We start from the raw sequence: 18,857 nt of genomic DNA, 5'->3' as shown, positions 1-18,857 counted from the left end.
AATAAGCGGATTCTATCGGCGCCTGCCGATAGCGAGCTGTGTTTTTGTATGCCGCAAATATTTGCGGCATACAAAAAGGCCCGGACTCCGAAGTCGTCCGGGCTGGTTTTCGCTCCAAAGTCGCATAACCTATAAAAAAATTACTATGGCAAATGGAAAATCGGGGCGTCCGAAGGCCAAAGACCCCAAAACTCACAGGTATAATTTCAAGCTCAACGATGAACAGGAACTACATTTCCGGAAGATGCTCGAAGAAGCCGGCTACCGGGAAAACATCTCGAAATTCATCCTCGCACGTCTGTTCGGATGAGAGTTCCGGGTCTATAAAAGCGATCCTACAGGCGCAAAATATGTCGCGCGGCTGAATGATTTCTACTGGCAGTTCTCCCGAATAGGGAACAACTATAACCAGATCGTAAAGCAAGTGAACACCCACTTTTCGGAGCAGGCGATCCCCGTGCAGCTCGACATGCTCATCGGCTACACACGCCAGCTCAAAGCCCTGAGCGAAAAGATCGCATCCCTGACCGAAGAACTGCGCAAACAATGGTTGCCCGAATAAACCACGGCGCACATATCGAAGGGGTGCTTTTCTACAACAAGTTCAAGACCGACAAAGGCGAAGCACGGGTCGTCCTGTGCCACAACCTGCCCATCGTTCCCCAAGACGGCAAGATCGACATCCGCCGCCTGAGCGAAGCATTCCGCCCCTGGATGACGCATCCCCGGCCCAGACTCGGGGAACCGGTCTTTCATGTCTCGTTAAACCCCAATCCAAAAGACCGGATAGACGAGATGAAAATGCTTGAAATAGCTCATTACTACATGGAGCGCATGGGCTATGGGGATCAGCCCTATGTCATTTTCGAACACAACGACATCGAACGCAAGCATTACCACATCGTTTCGACACGGATAAAACCCGACGGCACGACGATCGACTCTTTCGAATACAAGAAACGATCGAAGGCCCTGACCGAAGAAATAGAACGCGAATTCAACCTTATTCCGACCGTTCAGGGCCAGCAGTCCGCAGCTTTCGAGGAACTGCGCAAGGTCGAATACGCGCAGAGCAACCTCAAAGCGCAGCTATCTTCCGTACTCAACAACCTGACGGACCGCTACCGATTCAGTTCTAAAGGCGAATTTACGACCCTGCTGAAAATCTTCAACATCTGGATGGAGGAATGCAAGGGAGAAGTCGAAGGCCGTCCCTATGCCGGCATTATATACGGAGCCTTGGATGAACACGGCCAACGGGTAGGAAAACCCATCAAGTCAAGCCGTATTAGCAAGAAATTCGGCTATAAGGCACTGCAAAAGGAATACAGCAAAACCAAACGATGGATCGCCGGTAACAAACAGAAGTTGGAGCCGACACGGATAACAATCCGTGAGGCGATGAAGACCGCCCGGACTACTGAGGAATTTGCAGCGGCGATACGTCCGGGTGGAATATCAGTAGTCTTCCATCGAAGCGCCGAACATGAAAACAGAATCTACGGCGTTACATTCATCGACCATAGGAACGGACTTGTTATAAACGGCTCCCGGCTCGACAAGGCTTTTGCGGCCAACCGCTTCCAAGAACTGTTTACCAAGGCTCCGGCCACTGAGCCTCAGAACCGTGCGGAGCGTTCGCAGCAGAGCTCCGACACGGGAAATGACTGGTTCACGCAGCAATCGCACGACTTTGGAGCCATATCCGACATATTCCCGGACCTGGATTTATTCTCCGTGCTGCTCAACGAGGCATCCAGACCCGATTATTGGGATGAATGGGCGCAGGAATACCAACGAAGAAAAAAGAAGAAAAAACGCCGGCACTTGAAATAATACCCGTCAAAACTTAAAGCAGGCTTACAAAAAAAGCTGTCATAGACAGCTTACATTTTGGATTCTCCGGTACACGCCCGGATTAGGTGATTTTTTTATCCCCTGTTCCCAGCTTTTGACGGTCAACATGCAACCGTAGGCCGCAATGCGGACAGACGATATTATCAGCCTTGAGTAATTGTTCTACCGATAAAGGAATATAACCACTGCATACGGGGCAACTCATGCCCATTGGCTCTGACGGTATCATATAATAATCACTTTACAGGTTTCAGTTCTTGGGGCAGTATATAGGGAATCATGGCTATTTTAACCGAACTGACACCCGTTCTCAGGATATTTATAACCCATCTTTCACCGTTTTTTCTTTTAATAACAACTTTCTCTCCCTTTTTTACCGGACATTCTTGTTCTGAATAATACGGTTGACTGGATTCCGGGGCCTTTGTCCAGCCAACTATGCCTGAGAAGATCAGGTTATTATAAATAGAGTTGAATTCCATAGTTATCATAACTTCCCCTCCCCAGACAGCTACAGCTTCATCCGACGTTATGTCTAATTCAAGCATATTATTCTTTTCTTCGGATTCAGAAGGCAAATTCGAAACACGGGGGATAGATGGAACTACTGTTTGCACACTGTCGGGCTTCGAATCCTTCATTTTATTCACAACAAAACAGAACCCATAACCAGCCGAAAATATAAAACTAACTGCCGTAATAATAGACCACAGAGATTTAACTTTAACCCGGCCAAGTAATTTCCATAATTCTTTGCAAGTTATATTTTCCATGTACCTTACGACAATCGCATAGTCATCGCTATTCTTTCCCGCGTTATTTTGAATCTGGGATTGTGCCTGTGCCGCGGCTTGCGCCTGAACTTGGTTATTCACGTTGATATTAACTTGAAGCGGCTTGTCGTCCCGGCTATGGGCATTCTTTTGCTCCTGTTCCTGATCCTTCTGCTGCTCCTCGTCCACTAATTTCAAAAAATGGTTGCAAGCTTCGATTGTTTCCTGACGCATGATTTCAATGCCGGAAACAGGCAGTGGAAGCGATCCTTCACGCTTAGTATAGTAATCGATCGTCTTTTTGAAAACAGCATCTTTCGACTGAAGATAATTCTTTAAGTTCTTGACGGTATCGATAAGATGCTTCGGGCTTACAAAATGATTGCCTATCTCTAAATCACAAAACTCCTCCCTTAAATTATGAGCAATATCCCGTGATGTTTGGATGATTTCACTGCTGTTTATAAATTCTCCATACGAACGACTACCGTATTCCTTCATACTCTCGAAGTATTCACGGGAATGGTTCTGCACGAACTTTTCGAAATATTTCCTGGCTTCGTCAAAAGTATTCATAAAACAAAGGTAGTGAATTATCTCCGAATTATCCTAATATCCAGAACCTCGAAAAAAACGCAAACACCTGCCCGTAGTAGCTGCAGAGACTTTCGACCGTGGAAACGGATAGAATACCCATATCAACCGGCACATCAGAAAATTACTTGAAGATTTGCTGTTTTCTGAATAATAATCGCTAACTTTATATCACGGTCTGATAAATATTAGGCTTTATGGGTCGGTGGACCTCACAGTTCATAGATGTTTCATGGAGGAGGTGATTAGTGGCCTCCTCCCTTTTTTAAACGATGTTTGTACACATACACATACCCATCATCGACTGTAGAAGTCTGTGTTCATCCTTTCAGAGGTTGAAGCGTCCCGTCTTTCCGATTCCGGAAGAAAATGACTTTATCCGCAACTTCGGCAAAGTATCCTTGAATTACATCCCAGCCCTTCCGTGTTACGCCGGAGAAGACTGGTTTTTCCGGGGTGAAAATACCGTGAGGTTTAAGGAACTGCCCCGATTTAGGATTAGGATTGGCAAACAATATTACAACTGCCAAAGCAAATTCCGACGCCTCTTCTGCAACGGGAAAATGGCTAATCGTTATGAAGTGGGCTTAGAATTCACGGGAATGAGAGTATACGCCAATCAGCTTGTAGACCATCTGTTCAGCCTGGGCGTCAAAGTCAAAAACTGCGAAAAAGGATACACCCCGACCACTCTTTTGGCTGTCGGGAAATTCCTGCCTGCGATTTACGACTATTCGACATCGAATCAGCCGCTCCACGATGATTTACGTGTAAGCTGCGGGGAGACATTGTGTATTCTGGAATCTGCGGCCGGGGAAATCGTATTCCGGCCTCAGCATGCCGAATTGGTGCTTAAATTTCCTAAACAGGGACTCTCACTTTATCATTTCGTCTACACACGGGCGAATACCAAGATTCATTGCTGGATAATACAGAAATGGCTGACGGCAGACGCCCGCTTCGCCAGCAAACTGAGAAACGCGCTATTTCAAGTTCATTTGGAGTCCCAATCTTTGATTCAGGCATATAAATTTCTGATCCTGAACGACGATCCCCAAAAGTTAAACAAGGAGGCATTCCTGCGTTTCGTAACGGATATTCAGGCTAAACTCAAGCGCCGATCCCGCTTCACTATCAGCACCGAACGTATCGTCAACATCGCTCTCAAAGCAACGCACGCCCTACAACCGGCGCAGATGACCAAGATGATCGACATGGTGGATAGGATCGGCGACAAATACCAGACCGCCGACTTTCTGGAACTCATGTCGCCCCTAACGATCGCCGAGTGGAAAGAAGAGATCGAACGGGAGCTTCAAAAAAACTGGAGTCCCGGAACCAAAACGCAACTCGAATACCTGAAAGAGGCATGTAGTTCCTCTTCGTTCAAGCAATTCATTCGCTTTATTGTTCAATATAAGGGCGAAATCTGGGATATAGCGAAGGACATCATTACCGACCGACTAAAGAAATAAGGCTTACGGGGGAGGGCCAGTAGGGCGAAGCCCCTACAATATACTTCAAAACTAAAAATGGCCGGAAGAAAAATCTTCCGACCATGAATGGGGCAAACCGCTCCGTTTTAAACGGTTTCCATCATAGTGAATTGCTGCATCTTTAATTGCGTATCTCAAGTTTACAACCAGCATTTACATGTAAAGTCTCAAGCGATGTAACACTTTCGGTTCCTATGATTGTCAATTTTGCGTTATTACTAACAGTGACATTCTTAGTCTCCACTTTACGACCCTGAACAATCTGATCTGTCGTTACATGCTGATCGTAAAAAAGAATTTTATCAGGAACGTAATTCACTGCGGCATAAGCATCGACCAAGCCATAGCCCATGTAATCAACCCATAGCCCATTGGGACGACCGGAAGTCGTTTTATATAAATAACCTCCGACCTTTTTCCCTGATTTTTCTATAGCAGTTACCACTTGCAAGCGTGTAAAAGTAGGGTTCTTCGATATTACGAGAGCTGCTACACCCGCAATATGCGGGGTAGCCATAGACGTTCCACTCTTCTGGCCTGTGCTATTGCCCGGAATTGTAGACAAAATATTAGATCCGGGAGCCACAACATCCAACTTCGTACCATATCCGGAGAAAGACGATTTACTGCCATTTGAGTCAATAGAACCGACAGTTAATATATCATCATGGAAATTGCCGGGATAATCCATAACTCCAGAATAATTTCCTGCAGCAAAGGTTACTACACACCCTAATCCATCCCGGCCTTTTGTCATGGCATCAATAATAGCCTGCTCCAAAATCGCACTATGCATAGTGTCGTAAAATGCTCCACCCTGATCGCCCCAAGAATTAGTAAGTACATCAGCCCCATTTTGCCATGCCCAGCTAAATCCGCTCGCAAGTTCAGCCGAGAATGTTGTTGACAAATATAGGTCGTGACTAACTCCGATAATCTTGGCTTCAGGAGCAACGCCAACCACTTGCAGATTATTATTCCATACGGCGGCAACAGTACCGGCTACGTGTGTTCCATGACTCAATCCATTCACAAATACGCTGGGAGATTTGCCCGTTTGCGCATCATAGCTCAAGGTATGAAGATTGGCATTCAAATCATTGTGGCTGCGGTCAATCCCCTGATCTAATACCGCGACTTTCGCACCGGCTCCTCTTGTTATATCCCACGCAGCGGTAACATTGATATCAATATCCGGATAAGAATTATTTTTCAATCCCCATAGTTGGCCAAACATCGGATCATTAGGAATAACGTTCGGCTTGAAATCAAACATAAATGCAGGGTCCACATCTGCGAAATGACCAGTTTCATAGAAGTAGTTGCTTGCATCTACCGAACTGCCGAAGCTGGAGTTATGAATAGACATAATATACCACAAAGGCATATAAGGAACCTCCTTTACAATCTGAACTTTCTGTTCTTCTGCCAGCAGCTTTAATGTGGCGAAATCTTTCTCATCCTTTAATTTCAAATAGAAAATATCGGATGTTCCGATGGGTTGAGCATTCGCACCTCGGCTAAAGAATGGCAGAATGTGTTTAATCTGCTTATTTTGCTTGAGGTCTTTTATGAGTTTAGAGTAGTCTGTAGCAGTCGATTTCGAAGTCAATCTATATTTGACTACATTCCCGCTCCGAGCGCCATCTTCTTGTACTAAGTCCAGCCCTTGAAATGAAGAACCGGTCTTTGAAGATTTCAACGACGCATCATCTGCAACAATATTCACATATTCAGTATTCAGAGTCAAGGGTATCTTTTCTCCGCTATACCAGTAGTAGCACGTCGCATCTGCCCCTGCCGAGCGTGTCTTACTCAGGCCGTCTTGTCCCGGCTCATCGACAGGAGCGTCAGTACAAGAACCAAGAGTAATGGCCAGCAGGAATAGCATACTGAAAATGCCTATTATTTTTTTCATGGTTTCAAGTTTTTTAATTATATCTCGTTAAGACATATAAGAGATATTATATTGAGAAGCACAGAGCGGGTTACCATCCCCGCATCCGCCTGTTCCTCGACTAACGAGAGTTGTCACCGATTCTCTTTCAAGGCATTTACCTCGGCTTGAAGAGATTTTACGGCATCGATCAGCACGGGGATCAACATGTTGTAGTTGACGCATTTATTGCCCTCTTTGTCCGTGATGACAGCGCCCGGTAAGACCTCCTCCAACTCTTGTGCAAGGACGCCAATCTCCTGATCAGAAGACCTGCGATAGTTTTTACCCTCGTTAATGAAGTTGTAGGTGACAGGTCTGATCCGCGAGATAACCTCCAAGCCTTGTGAGAAATCACGAACATTGGTCTTGGCACGAGCATCGGAGTGGTAGTAAACATTCAGCACATTGATGCTGTTATACTTGTTCGTTGAGGAGTTGTAGAAAGAGATCTGATCACCATGCCCCGCCAGCCGGGTGTTTTCTGACGAAATGTCAATCTGGAAGAAGTTCGTCTGTGACGGGAGTTTGAAATATGCGCCGTTTCCGGCTATCGAGACCTTATAGCTCCCAATAGGGGTGGTATCCAGCGACAAGCGGCCTCCGGAATAGGTAAGCTGTGCATTTGCCGAGAAAATGCTGACAGCAGAGAATAGAATTGTGAAAAGCAGCGTATGGAGAGTTGTAGGTTTCATATATTCAAGTTTTTTAAGGTTAAAAGTAATCCGGGGTCTGGTTTACCCAAACCCCGGATTTGGGTATTACTTAGTTATTATGATTCGTGCTGTTTAAATATATAATGGGATGATAAAATCCGGATTCCCATACAACATTCCAATTTTTTGCAGGAAGATTTTGATTTATAGTATTATATATCACTCTATCGATGGGAATTTGATCGTATACAGGATTCGGCCGGACTGGGGTGATTGGACCGATCGCGTTTCCTGTCTCATTCTCTGAAGGATACAACCGGAAGGCAATTCCCCGCAGGACGATCGATCCTTTTGAGGCGGCTACTTTTGCGGGTAACGTATTGACCGCATCGAGCAGCAATTTTCCATAAGGATCTGTGCCACCAACGATGAAACCACTGAAAGAGGACAAATAGACGTATTCCAAAGCAAGAAGATCCCCGAAGTTGAAATTCGTGAGTTGGGTATTCTCCAGACTGATTTGCTTGAGTTTATTGCAATTCAGAATTGTCAACCCGCCGGTATCGCTTAACGAATATAAGGATTCCGGATAGTCCGGCCATGCGAACACAGACTCATAATCTCCGATGTCAATAGGATCAGTTGGCTCGGAATATGATTCTCCTGGTTTCCAAATTCCTTTACTTGTCGCAAAAGTTTCCAGATTCGAACAATTATCCAAAATAACCTTTGAGTCGCCAATCCTGACTAAATACAGTTCTTTGAGATATTCGTACCCTGTGAAGTTGAACTCCCGACTAATGAAATCCGAACCGCCTATAATGCGGATATAGCTTAACGCATGATTCACGGGCTTGATGTCAATCGCACCTGCATTATTAGCACCCTTAAAGTCGAATCTGGTCAGCGCATAGCTGTAATCCGGCTTTGCCTCTCCGTAGTCCAGCACCTCGCCGATAACGATCTTACGGGTTTTCGTTTCGTCGAATGTCTTGTTGATCATAAACGTATGCTCAGACGTCGTATAGTCCGGAAGATCATAGGCAGTGTACTCTTTCGAGACCTCACCATCCCAGCGTACCCCCAGATTCTTGGTTGTAGTCACCGAAAATCTTGTGCTGGAACCAGTGCATTCGAACTCGATCAATGGGACGAATAGATTATCTGGGGGCGTACCTCCGAATGACTCTCCATAGAGGAACTGCGCAAATGACTTATCATTTTCGGACAACTCGGTTATGTAATCCTCGTCGAATTCGATGGGCGGAATATTGCGGGCAATCATCTCATAGAACGGCCAGTTCATCACCGACCACTGGTCGTAGTACTCGGTTTTGTGGATGAAGAACGCCTGATCTTCGAGCGGATCGAGTACGATCTTCTTCAACTCATCCCAGGCAATGTAATTCGCCAGTTCATTTTCCCAGTACTCCCGAATGGCCGTTTCGTTTACACTGCCGTCGGCATTGGTTATCCAAGCCGGATGGAACATCGGGTGACGGAACTCCAGCTCCAGACCGAGGACCTGACCGAAAGCCCGTAGTACGTCACTCCGCTTTTGGGCATCTCCGGCACGGCGCCATTGTGCAAAGTGCATTGTAGCCTCGCTCTGCTGTCCGTAAACCTGCATATGATCGGTGCCGGTCAACGACCAGCTCGACATCATGCCCGGCACATAGTCGAAGCCGATACGGACAGTAGCAGGCTTGTCACTTCCGACGAAAAAGAAACGGACACCGGCAGCCTTCTCCCACTCTTTAGCTACTTCCTTAACATATTCCTGATAGCCGGCCGAACCATTCAGGAATTTGACGGTCAGGTTATTGGCCGCCATAGGTTTACTCCACACTTTCATGGCGTTCGCAACGCCACGGGTCGCGGGAGCAGGGGTATTCAGCATGGCTGCACCATAGAAATGCGGAACAAAGGCTTCCGTTTGGTCAGCCTGCCCCGAACTCGTTGTTTCATCCTTGCTGCAACCGGCAAAGAACAACAACACAACAGATAGCAGTAATAGCTTTCTCATAACTGAATGTGTTAGGTTAATAATTGGGTTATCGGCTACATAGATATGTAGTTTATATGGTTATTAACTCTCAGTTTACTCCCCGATAATCGGCGGCTGGTGTCTGCGTTCTTGATCTTTGGTCCGTTGTGATTGTGAATTTGACAGATTGGGTCTGTCTTTATCGCTGTCTTTGGCCAGAAACTTATCAAATGTATATTCTTCGCCAGTTAGCGCCATAATGCGCTTGACAATCAATTCCCGACAGATGGTATTGAAATAAAAATCGGCTGATTCATCCATCAAACTATAAGACTCAGATCTCCAAACCCCAAATGCATAATAATATCCTCCTTGAAGCACACCCACATAGGGGTATCTCGGATGTCCGATCAGATGTGCCCAATAGACCGATTTCGGATCGCTGGTCAGCGAGAGATTCAGATACCAACCCTTCTTTTGTTCATTTCTCAATCTTGTTGCTTCATAATCCGGAATCTCGAACGGCTGTCCAGGGTCGAATCCAGAAGTACTGTATTCGTCACCTAAAAGGCCAAAAGCATGACCGGCCGTTTCGTGAATAAATGTCCCCATTGACATCTTGCGTCCTCCATAGACATAGCCTGTAAAGGCAAAATTTGGCCCGGATATCGGTTCCCGCATATAAGTAACTCCTCCTTTGACCCCATTGATAACGATCCCGACCGAATGTACCGGCCTTTCATATGCCAGGACAGGGAGACGATAATAGGATTCCAGCCTTTGTTGTGCGGTGTAAATGTAAAACCACTGACGGCTGTTTTCTGTTTGCACACCTAATGCAGTCTGACCGCCGCTGTCAAACGCACCGATATAGGCATCCCTCGACACGGCATATACCATGTGTACGTTGAAGTATTCGCGGTAGGATTTGGTGGGTTCGATGGCAAAGAAGGATTCCATAGCAAACTCCATGACCTGCTTGTAGTAGCCCGTGGCAATGTCTACGTCGGTAAATGCTTCGCCGATCAATACGATGTCGATGCCCTTGCCCTTGGTCGCCCGTTGCAGGGTCTCGAACTGCTTATCCATCGAGAAGTCGGTACTCTGGTAGGAGCTGTTGCCGAATACCTTCTTCAACTGCGTGTTCAGGTCGTCCGTATGCTGGAACGGCCGGGCCATGAAATCTATCAGAAACGGCTCCTCGGGGTAGAGGCTTGTGGAGCAATACTGCCCCGTGAACATGTCGTTGGAGAACGTGCCGTACTGATCGACCAGAAAATAGCTCGGATAGGGTTCGGCAGGCAGAATCACGCGGTGTCCCTCGGCATCGGCATAGTCCGTCACCACGGGATAGGGCACGTCGTACGTGCGGAGGTATTGCTCCGCTGCCTGTTTGTACTCCTCCCCTTCGGGAGTGATCGCCACCACAGCGAAGCCCTGTCCGCCGAAGAGCGTATGCACCCGCCGGACAGTGGTCTCCAGAAAGGTCTTCGAATCCTCCTGCAAGGGATTCCAGTGCAGGATCATCGTCCGGATGTTGCCGCTGTACACCTCGCGGATGCTGCCCTGCGAGCCGTCGCGCAAGTCCGTAAAGGTGAAGTCCGGAAGGTGGATATCCTTGCTGTATGATACTCCTCCGAATTTACCGTAGTCTTGCCGGATACACTGGAGGGCGATGCGGCTCCACTGAGGATGGTTCTGAATAACGTCCGGGATTTTCCCATAGAGATAATTGTTGTTCAGGATCAAGTCTATTGGCCGCCCGCTTTGGAACAAATGCGCCCAAGGCTGTAACCCGCTTGTGATCTTATTGAACGACAGATTTATATACTGCAATCTGTTCAGTTTGGCCCAATCGGGAAGATAACCGCCCTCGATGCGGTTATAGCTAAGGTCGATCGTTTCCAGTTCTATCAGGTCGTCCAGACCGGTAATCATGTGCCCTTTTCCGTCATTGACGCTGATGGGCCCTTCGAGCGCATTCCAACTCAAATCCAGATGCCGCAGCTTCGTGAGTTTTGCGATCTCCCACGACACGGTTCCCGCGAGGTTGTTCTTCGCAAGCCGCAGGGCCGTGACGTGCCCCTCGGCGTCGGTCTCCACGCCGTACCACTCGCCCAGAGGCTTGTCGCTGCACCAGTTCTCGCGGTGGGTCCAGCCGCCGCCTTCGGCCGCGTCGTAGAATGCCCGCAGCGCCGAGCGCTCCGGGTCAGGGTCGTCCCACGCCGCCTGCACGACGGTCAGTTCGTCGAACAGGGTGGACGCCTTATCCTTGAATACGATAAGCCCCGTGCGTTCCTGTGCATCCGGATTGGCAGAGATCGTGAAGCGGTGTGTCCGCTCTTCGAGCCCCGGTGCGGCCCGCGATTCGGGAAGTTCCTCGATCCACTCGCCGCCCTCTTTCACCGATACGGTGTAGTCTACGTTCGACTGCACCTCTACTGTGAGTGTCCGCTCTTCACTGCCGATTTCAAGCCGGTTGTCGCCCGCGATGATCGCGTTCTTCTTCGCCTGCGTGACCTCGATGCGCTCTTCGAGGGTTTCGCCCCGCAGGATAAGTGTAAAGCCCCGCCCGGCATACTCCTCATTCGGGTCCACCGTCACCGTAACATTGATCTCCCCGCCCGCATCGCCCGAAGGGGGAGCGATGTCGTACCAAGCGGCGGCATCGACGGCCGATTCGGGAGCGGTCTCCGAGGTAATGCGCCACGGCTCATTGGTCGAGAAGATCAATACAGCGCTCCCGCCCTGCGCACCGAAAGGCGCGGCGGGTAGTGCCTGCGTGATGGTTAGAAAAGGTTTGTCGGGATCAGGTGGTACGGGTGGATTATCCACGTTGTCGCTTCTGCTGCATTGCGAAAAGAATAACACGGCAGAAATCCAGAGAAACGGATGCGTGAAACATGGGAAGGGACGTGTCATAACCGTTCATGTTTTAGAATGATCCAAGTTATCGACTTTTGCTCAATATAATAAATTATTTCAAAGAAATCTTCGAGGCTGTTTCTCAATTATTACTCGAATGCCCGAATTTTCTACTAATAAATCCATATAGGATAATTTTGCGAATAGCACAACGATTCGGGAAATCGGTCAATTTTCGTATATGCGCAGAAACGAATCGATTATGAAGACTTCGGACCGCAGGTCAGAATGGCTGTATCTCGGCAGGTATTGAATATAAAACACGCGCAAAAAGGACATTTAGTAGATTTTGTTCTGGATGGTCTGTAAAAAACGTCGCCCATAAAGGACGACGTATAGGATAAAGTGTATTCGGTTTTCTTGTTACTCTTTCAGGATTGCTGTGTGCGACATATCCCGGACGATTATACCCTCATCAAAAAGTTCATAGGCGGACTATTTTTCCTCTACTTGTTGTAAACTATAAATTTCTTTCTGCCTTTCAATCTCCTCGCGTAACTCTTCCTCTTTGGGCAGGTAGGTCAGGTATTTTGCAGCAAATAGTTGTGGATTCTCATGCAGCACCGAATACCGGGCGATGTCGCGGCTGGTTTCCGTACAGAGGATCAATCCGATGGTCGGATTATCGCCGTCCGTGCGTTTCAACTCATCGTACATGCGGACATACATATCCATTTGCCCGACATCCTGATGCGAAATCTGGGTGGTTTTCAGGTCGATCAGCAAAAAGCACTTTAAAATGTAATTGTAGAATACCAGGTCAATGAAATAATCCCCTGCATCGGTAGAGATATGCTGCTGCCGGGCGACGAAAGCATAGCCCTTACCCATCTCCATAATGAATTTCTGCAAATGCGTGAGGATTGCACTTTCAAGCCGGGATTCGGTAAAATCCATGTTGGACGCCAAGCCCAGAAACTCTGCAACCATCGGATTCTTGATGAACTCCAACTTGTCCTTTTCATACGCCGCCGTCAGGGATTTCATTTCCGATACGACCTTTTCCTTTTTCGGTGATTGGAGCAGACGATGATAGTATTGCGACGATATATTGCGATCAAGTGTACGGACGCTCCACATTTCTTGTGCAGCTTCATTCAAATACCAGATGCGGGCCGCATCGTCCGTAACCCGCAATAAGGTTCGAATATGCGACCATGTAAGATTTGGTACACGCGTGTGCCAAATCTCATCATGGGGAAAAGATAGATAGAATTGCCTGTAATTTCGCAAATTGCGAGCCGAGAAGCCTTTGCCGAATGCCGCGGACAGTTCTTCGGAAAGCACCTTCAATAACTGCGTTCCATATTCCGCACGGCTCTTGCCATGCTGCTCCTGCTCTACGATCCGCTTGCCGATATTCCAATAGGTCTCCAGCATCACGGCGTTGATGGCAGCATAGGTATTCAGACGGGCATCCTCGATCAGACGTTTAATGTCGTCGATAAACGTGCGCTCCAGTACGGGTTTCATAACGGGTTAATTAGATTGGAAAAAAGATAAAACAAAGGTAGAAAATAATATCCGAATTACCCTACATTTTCAGCTCCTCGAAGAATTCCTCGAAAGTCAGGCCGTAATAGTTGCAGAGTCTTTCGAGAGTGGTGACGGATATATTGTAACCGCCGACCTCGCTGGCCGTGTATCTCGTAGATTTTATTTTGGATGGTCTGAAGTTCCATTGTTCGGGGTGAGTAACGGGGTTCATTCTTATAAAGTTTGCAGGAAAAGACCGGAATCTTTTAAAAGCATCACATTTCTTTCAGGTGTTCTCTCATCTTCAAGCCGGAGAAGAGTCCGGGCGTGTCACTGGACTGTCGTAGGAATAATTTTTAAAGTACAATTTTATTTTTCTTGAAAAATTCAACTGCCTGCTCGAACTTCTCGACAGAAGCTTCAATATTATTTGCATAAGCTGCAAAATTTTTGCTATACTCTTTCATTGCATTTATTTGCTCTGCAATTACAAAAACTTTACCTGCGAGAAAATGCGTCTTTATAATTGCAGGGGTTCTTTTTACAACAGAGCTGTCAAATTGTTTTATCACTAATATAAGGTTATGTAACCGTGAAAATTGCGGATTTACTGATGGAATGGCGTTTAAAGCAACGGTAATAAGATTTGTCAAAATAGAGTAATATACCTTTTCTGAGGACATCATAGGCATATTAATAATTCTATTATAATTTAATGCTACATCCTGCTGGTAGGCAGGCCAAAGCTCATTCCATTCCAAAAGAAATTTATTGCTGTATGAATTATAATCGTCGTATATCTTTCTGATCTCAGGTTGTATGCTGATTAAATATGATACACTTGACAAATAGGAATTTAGTTTTTTTCCTTTTATTTCATTTTTTTCTGATATACCTCGATGCAGGGAATCAGTCAGCCGATCAATGGTAAATTGCGAAAGTACATCAATGGTAATTTGCTGCACTGGAAAGGCTTGAGGCAGTATTTCGTCCGATTTCTTAATTTTATCAGCGAGCGTCTTTATCGAATGAATGTACTTCCGCAAAATAGGTATATTTTCTTCTGCCCAGATTACGATAGCGTCTTTTACAACCTCACGTTCTTCCTGCTTTTGTTTTCTCCGATACAAAATGTTAATACAGACTCCTAAAATAAAAATACCGAGCGAGATTAACGCCGGTAATAGAATGTCCCAAGACACACCAAGAAATGTGTTCTGACTGTGCGCAACAATACAATTCTGTATATCGGAAAGGCTTGTAGACATATCCGACAGTTTCGAAATAGCAAGGCTGTCTGAAGCATTGAGATTGTAGTCGAGCCGATACAGCCCCTCTTGAATGTCATCGAGTTTGAGCAGTAGTAATTTGTCTGAATACATATTCCCTTATTATTTGAGCGTGATTTCCGGGTGTTTGTCTTTCCAAGAGATCAAATCCTTGCACAACTTCCGCATGAAAATATTGAGCTGATACAAATCTTTCTCAGGACACTCGTTCTCTGTTGGTTTGAAATTGGCTTTCGCGTGTACGATACTATTCCTCGTGGCATAAAGAATGACCGCAACCTTATTCTTGATCGTCCTTTCTTTCTCCGCCACAATGCCGATGGCGGATTGTTGTTTGCTGGCTTTTGTTTCTTTGAGACACCGCTCCTGCACCCATTCTGGAAGGAATTCGTAGAGCTTAACGATGTCGCATTGTTCCATTACGATTTTTACAAGGTCACGATCCTTTATGTGTTTATCGTGTGCCCTCATGGATAATCCGGAATCCAGAGAATCGACATTCCCAGTTGCCGGAATCCCGGAAGAGAATTTCCGGCACAACTCTTCATGGGCCTTGATTTTGGCGACTATTGGAGAGATATACTCGATCACCTTATAGAAATACAGGAATTTAATATCGTTATTTCTTATTAGCAGGGCTTCAGAATATAAATCCAGAATAGGCGAACAATGAGGTAAAGAAGCTATTTGAATTGGATGTGTTTGGGTTGAATCCTTTGTCAAATCTAATTTGATCGTATATTTCACCTTGCGAACAGAACGGTTGTCGAGAGAAAAATTTATAAAATTGTATTTATCTATCAAATAGTACAAAACACGGTTAATAATATCACTCTCTTGTTCTTCGGGTAAAACATATTCCGGGGAATCATATCTTATCTCAATGGCAGAAAATGATGAACATGGCGAACATAATCGCTCATCTTCAGTGCATTTCTCTACATTATTTAATAGCCCTATTAGTAAGGGACTCTCAACCAACAATACAGTATAGTGTATGTCAGAAAATACATCTATGAATAACCTTGCATGTTTTAGGTTAATAACAGACTGCCTTATACTATCTGTTCGGACTGTACTTTCGTTTACCCCCTTTAAGGATTGTATATTATTAGTGTAGAGTAAAAAATCTTCAACAGGATATATTATGTAATCTTTTTCCTCTGCAAATAAAATTTCAATAGAATCTACACCTATTTTTACATCTTTATATTTAACATCATAATTATTCGCCAAAAAATCAAGCCGACGCTTGATCTCTTCGATATTTTCAGATGTAATGTAGGTATTCATATTCTCCTTATATTGGTGTTACATTTCCAACTCCCGGAAAAACTCGCCCAGCGTCGTGCCGTAGTAGCGGCACAGACGATCGATGGTGTCGAGCATCGGATTGAACAGGCCGGCTTCGATGTTGCCGACATTGATGCCGGTCTCCTTTATCACCTCTTTTTGGCCCTTGCCCGCGGCTTTGCGCAGTTCGCGGAACCCGGCCCCGATCCTATTGATCACCTCGTTATTGCGGATGTGTTTCTTGCTCATGGTCGTCGCTTATTTCCGGATTGTCGGTCGGTTCAGGTGCGTCGGTTGTTTCCGGCTCAACGGAAGGCGTGAAAAATTCATGTAGGGTCGTGCCGTATAAGGTGCAGAGGGCATGGAGTGTCGAGATGGTAATGTTGTTGCGCCCCATTTCGATATGCTCGACACGGACGCCTGTTTCAAACAACACCTTTTCCTGCGACAGGCCCCGCGCCAAACGCAGTTCCCGCAGCCGGTAGGCTATGTAACGGACAAGTTCTTCGTTTCTGGGAATTCTTACCATAATACAAAGAACTCGAAATCTCAAATACATTATGTTGTAATTGATTTGAGAGAATAAAAAAACAGGCTAAATAATTGATTTACCGGGTCTTTTTCGGAACGGAAATCGTGTGTAGAAAGGAAAATAATGTATATTTGCGGCAGAATAACATTCGACATGGAGACTTTAATTGCAGATAGTGACAGGCGGTTCAGCCGTAGTTCAGGCAAATAAGTCCGTTTACCCTCAATAATATACGGGCAGCGGGCTGACAAGCCCGGCGCGATGATTGTACCGATACCCCGGTGACGGGTATTTGTGCGTCGATGCAGACCTTCATAACGGCCCAGATCGCCCATTACACGGAAAAAATAGAAAAAAAAGATGCCAGCCCTGTAATCTATTTGAGAAAAAAGTTGCAGAAGAAAGATTTAGTACTTACCTTTGAATTGCGAACTCGCCGAAAGGCGTGAATCGCGTTGCTGCCCCGTAAACGTGGAAATTTACAGTAAAGCGGCAATAAGAGGCGTCACGACGGGTCGTAACCACGCTCGTCGGAAAGCAGTACTTTACAGGCACTACACCTTGACGGGCGTGGGCTTCTTGTGTTATTAGGCTTTACGGGTATTCCACGACCTACGGGACATAGTAACGCAAGCACGCATACCTCTCGTGCAGGGGACAGCGTGGGCCTATCCTCGATAGGCCGGGTTCACGTTCCGTCTCTTTTTAGTATAGGGACGATTTCGGCGGATAGCATCAACTTAAAACGAAAAAGTTATGTTATCTTTGCGGAGTAATACACGGCCTTTGCCGTGACATATTGTAAAGAATAAAGGTTAGGACAACCTTTACTTGTTCCCGCTAAACTTCGGACTACCTTTTAGGTAGGTTTAAGGATCGACGTAAAATTGTCTGAAACCTGTGTTATGTCCCTACACCTCGGTGTGGGGACGGGCACGGGCGTAAGGGCAGATCGTCGATCTGAGGCTCCGAAGGCCGAGCGGGAGAGGTCTGTACCTGCGCTCCGTGTCTTTTTAATTGACATCGTGCCGGGTGCATAGGTTATCCGAAACACCCGGCCCGCAGCTTCACACAGGAGCTTCGGGCGCAAGGACAGTACCAGCTAAGGCTCCGAAGGCCGGTGAGTGGACTGCACCTGCGCTCGTTTTTCGTAAGGGGCCGGGAAAGTTGAACAACAACTAACCCCGGTTACAATGTCACGGAAAATCAATCAGAAGAAGGAGGCGTTTTTGGCGTCCGGCGGTCTGCTCAGATCGGCGGGCTTAGCTGTGCCTGTTGCCGGGGTTTCTTCTATATCTAACTTTATCCACCAAGCTCACCACCTCCCCGCGATGCAACAGCATCCGGGCCGGGTGCGGGGTCCGCATTTCTGCATGAAGTTGCGTCACTACAAAATTCTTCATAGTGTCCCCGCGCCCGTTTTTTCTGCCTGCAATCTGGTCCGGTCTCCCGGCCAAAACGCTGGCGCTATCACCCTTAAAAATTATGCCCCATTGGAAAACGGGCCGCAGAGTCGGCTGCATAATTTTAGGGTCGGGGCCGCAGGCCCGATCAACCTGCGCCCCGTTTTTTTCTCGAAGTTTTACCCCGGCAATTTGCCACGGCCAATATATTTTAAAAAGGTTAAATTTGAGGTTATTGTAACTTCGGGCGAGTGCAAGGAAGCCCGATCCGCCGTGACATTTGCCGGGGTTTCTTCTATCAATACCAACCAAGCTAACCATTTGAACCTTCCCGCGATGTCGCTGCATCCGGGCCGGGCGTGGGTGACACATTTCTGTGTGAAGTTGCGTCACTACAAAATTCTTCATAGTGTCCCCGCGCCCGTTTTTTCACCAAACGCACCCCGGTATAAACTTAAATTCGGTGTGGTTCCGAATGTCGGATTTTCCCGATGCATAGGCAGCCGCGGTGCGCTTTTTTCTCCAGCCACTTTCCCAAGTGGAGTTTTCATAGCATCAGAAGTAACTCCGTCCTGCAAACCTACTGCGGGACGTGCGAGCAGGTTGATTCGCCTTGATTCGGATGCAGCATCCCCAATGC

15 protein-coding genes and 1 pseudogene are annotated in these 18,857 nt (G+C 46.6%); 3 read left to right on the top strand and 13 right to left on the bottom strand.

Going from position 1 to position 18,857, the window contains the following annotated elements:
• Nucleotides 1-145: 145 nt before the first annotated feature.
• Nucleotides 146-562: pseudogene (gene mobC, locus DWW03_RS11415) on the top strand (plasmid mobilization relaxosome protein MobC).
• A complete protein-coding gene (gene mobB, locus DWW03_RS11410; RefSeq protein ID WP_014775798.1) occupies nt 547-1,836 on the top strand; it encodes a conjugal transfer protein MobB in 1,290 nt (429 codons plus the stop codon). Before mobC ends, mobB begins: the two are co-directional and overlap by 16 nt.
• A gap of 257 nt (nt 1,837-2,093) precedes the next feature.
• Here mobB and DWW03_RS11405 read toward each other — a convergent pair whose 3' ends face one another.
• Nucleotides 2,094-3,131 (bottom strand): hypothetical protein, encoded by a 1,038-nt coding sequence (locus DWW03_RS11405; RefSeq protein ID WP_147344314.1) that lies wholly within the window; start codon nt 3,129-3,131, stop codon nt 2,094-2,096.
• A 695-nt stretch (nt 3,132-3,826) separates the two neighbouring features.
• On the opposite strand from DWW03_RS11405, the gene DWW03_RS11400 reads away from it, so the two are divergent.
• Nucleotides 3,827-4,699, top strand: coding sequence for a hypothetical protein (locus DWW03_RS11400; RefSeq protein WP_147344313.1), 873 nt, complete (start codon nt 3,827-3,829; stop codon nt 4,697-4,699).
• A gap of 142 nt (nt 4,700-4,841) precedes the next feature.
• Here DWW03_RS11400 and DWW03_RS11395 read toward each other — a convergent pair whose 3' ends face one another.
• The 12 genes from DWW03_RS11395 to DWW03_RS11345 all read right to left on the bottom strand — a co-directional run bounded on the left by DWW03_RS11395 (nt 4,842) and on the right by DWW03_RS11345 (nt 18,625).
• Nucleotides 4,842-6,638, bottom strand: coding sequence for a S8 family peptidase (locus tag DWW03_RS11395; protein ID WP_052312790.1), 1,797 nt, complete (start codon nt 6,636-6,638; stop codon nt 4,842-4,844).
• A 113-nt stretch (nt 6,639-6,751) separates the two neighbouring features.
• Complete coding sequence (locus DWW03_RS11390; RefSeq protein WP_014775802.1) at nt 6,752-7,351, bottom strand: tail fiber domain-containing protein; 600 nt, start codon at nt 7,349-7,351, stop codon at nt 6,752-6,754.
• Between the two features lie 70 nt (nt 7,352-7,421).
• A complete protein-coding gene (locus DWW03_RS11385; protein ID WP_118406778.1) occupies nt 7,422-9,338 on the bottom strand; it encodes a hypothetical protein in 1,917 nt (638 codons plus the stop codon).
• Between the two features lie 75 nt (nt 9,339-9,413).
• On the bottom strand, nt 9,414-12,134 hold the full coding sequence (locus DWW03_RS11380) for a BACON domain-containing protein (protein ID WP_220399779.1): 2,721 nt from the start codon (nt 12,132-12,134) through the stop codon (nt 9,414-9,416).
• 525 nt (nt 12,135-12,659) lie between these two features.
• Nucleotides 12,660-13,697: a YhcG family protein gene (locus DWW03_RS11375; RefSeq protein WP_014775806.1), complete on the bottom strand. Its 1,038-nt coding sequence runs from the start codon at nt 13,695-13,697 to the stop codon at nt 12,660-12,662.
• A 61-nt stretch (nt 13,698-13,758) separates the two neighbouring features.
• On the bottom strand, nt 13,759-13,932 hold the full coding sequence (locus DWW03_RS11370) for a transcriptional regulator (RefSeq protein WP_014775807.1): 174 nt from the start codon (nt 13,930-13,932) through the stop codon (nt 13,759-13,761).
• A gap of 124 nt (nt 13,933-14,056) precedes the next feature.
• The gene (locus DWW03_RS11365) at nt 14,057-15,082 is read right to left on the bottom strand and encodes a hypothetical protein (RefSeq protein ID WP_014775808.1); all 1,026 of its coding nucleotides are present in this window, start codon (nt 15,080-15,082) and stop codon (nt 14,057-14,059) included.
• 9 nt (nt 15,083-15,091) lie between these two features.
• Nucleotides 15,092-16,282, bottom strand: a complete 1,191-nt coding sequence (locus DWW03_RS11360; RefSeq protein WP_042493598.1) for a hypothetical protein — start codon at nt 16,280-16,282, stop codon at nt 15,092-15,094.
• 18 nt (nt 16,283-16,300) lie between these two features.
• Complete coding sequence (locus DWW03_RS11355; protein ID WP_022044125.1) at nt 16,301-16,531, bottom strand: helix-turn-helix domain-containing protein; 231 nt, start codon at nt 16,529-16,531, stop codon at nt 16,301-16,303.
• Nucleotides 16,506-16,811, bottom strand: coding sequence for a helix-turn-helix domain-containing protein (locus DWW03_RS11350; RefSeq protein ID WP_022044126.1), 306 nt, complete (start codon nt 16,809-16,811; stop codon nt 16,506-16,508). The genes DWW03_RS11355 and DWW03_RS11350 overlap by 26 nt, the downstream gene beginning before the upstream one ends.
• A gap of 29 nt (nt 16,812-16,840) precedes the next feature.
• The gene (locus tag DWW03_RS16465) at nt 16,841-17,149 is read right to left on the bottom strand and encodes a hypothetical protein (RefSeq protein WP_147344312.1); all 309 of its coding nucleotides are present in this window, start codon (nt 17,147-17,149) and stop codon (nt 16,841-16,843) included.
• Nucleotides 17,150-18,076: 927 nt separating this feature from the next.
• Nucleotides 18,077-18,625, bottom strand: a complete 549-nt coding sequence (locus tag DWW03_RS11345; protein ID WP_042493601.1) for a hypothetical protein — start codon at nt 18,623-18,625, stop codon at nt 18,077-18,079.
• Nucleotides 18,626-18,857 lie beyond the last annotated feature (232 nt).

The sequence above is a fragment of the Alistipes sp. AF14-19 genome, assembly GCF_003461645.1.
In the GTDB taxonomy this organism is placed as follows: domain Bacteria; phylum Bacteroidota; class Bacteroidia; order Bacteroidales; family Rikenellaceae; genus Alistipes; species Alistipes shahii.
The sequence above is the reverse complement of the archived record's forward strand: the minus strand, read 5'-3'. Positions and strand labels throughout refer to the sequence as shown.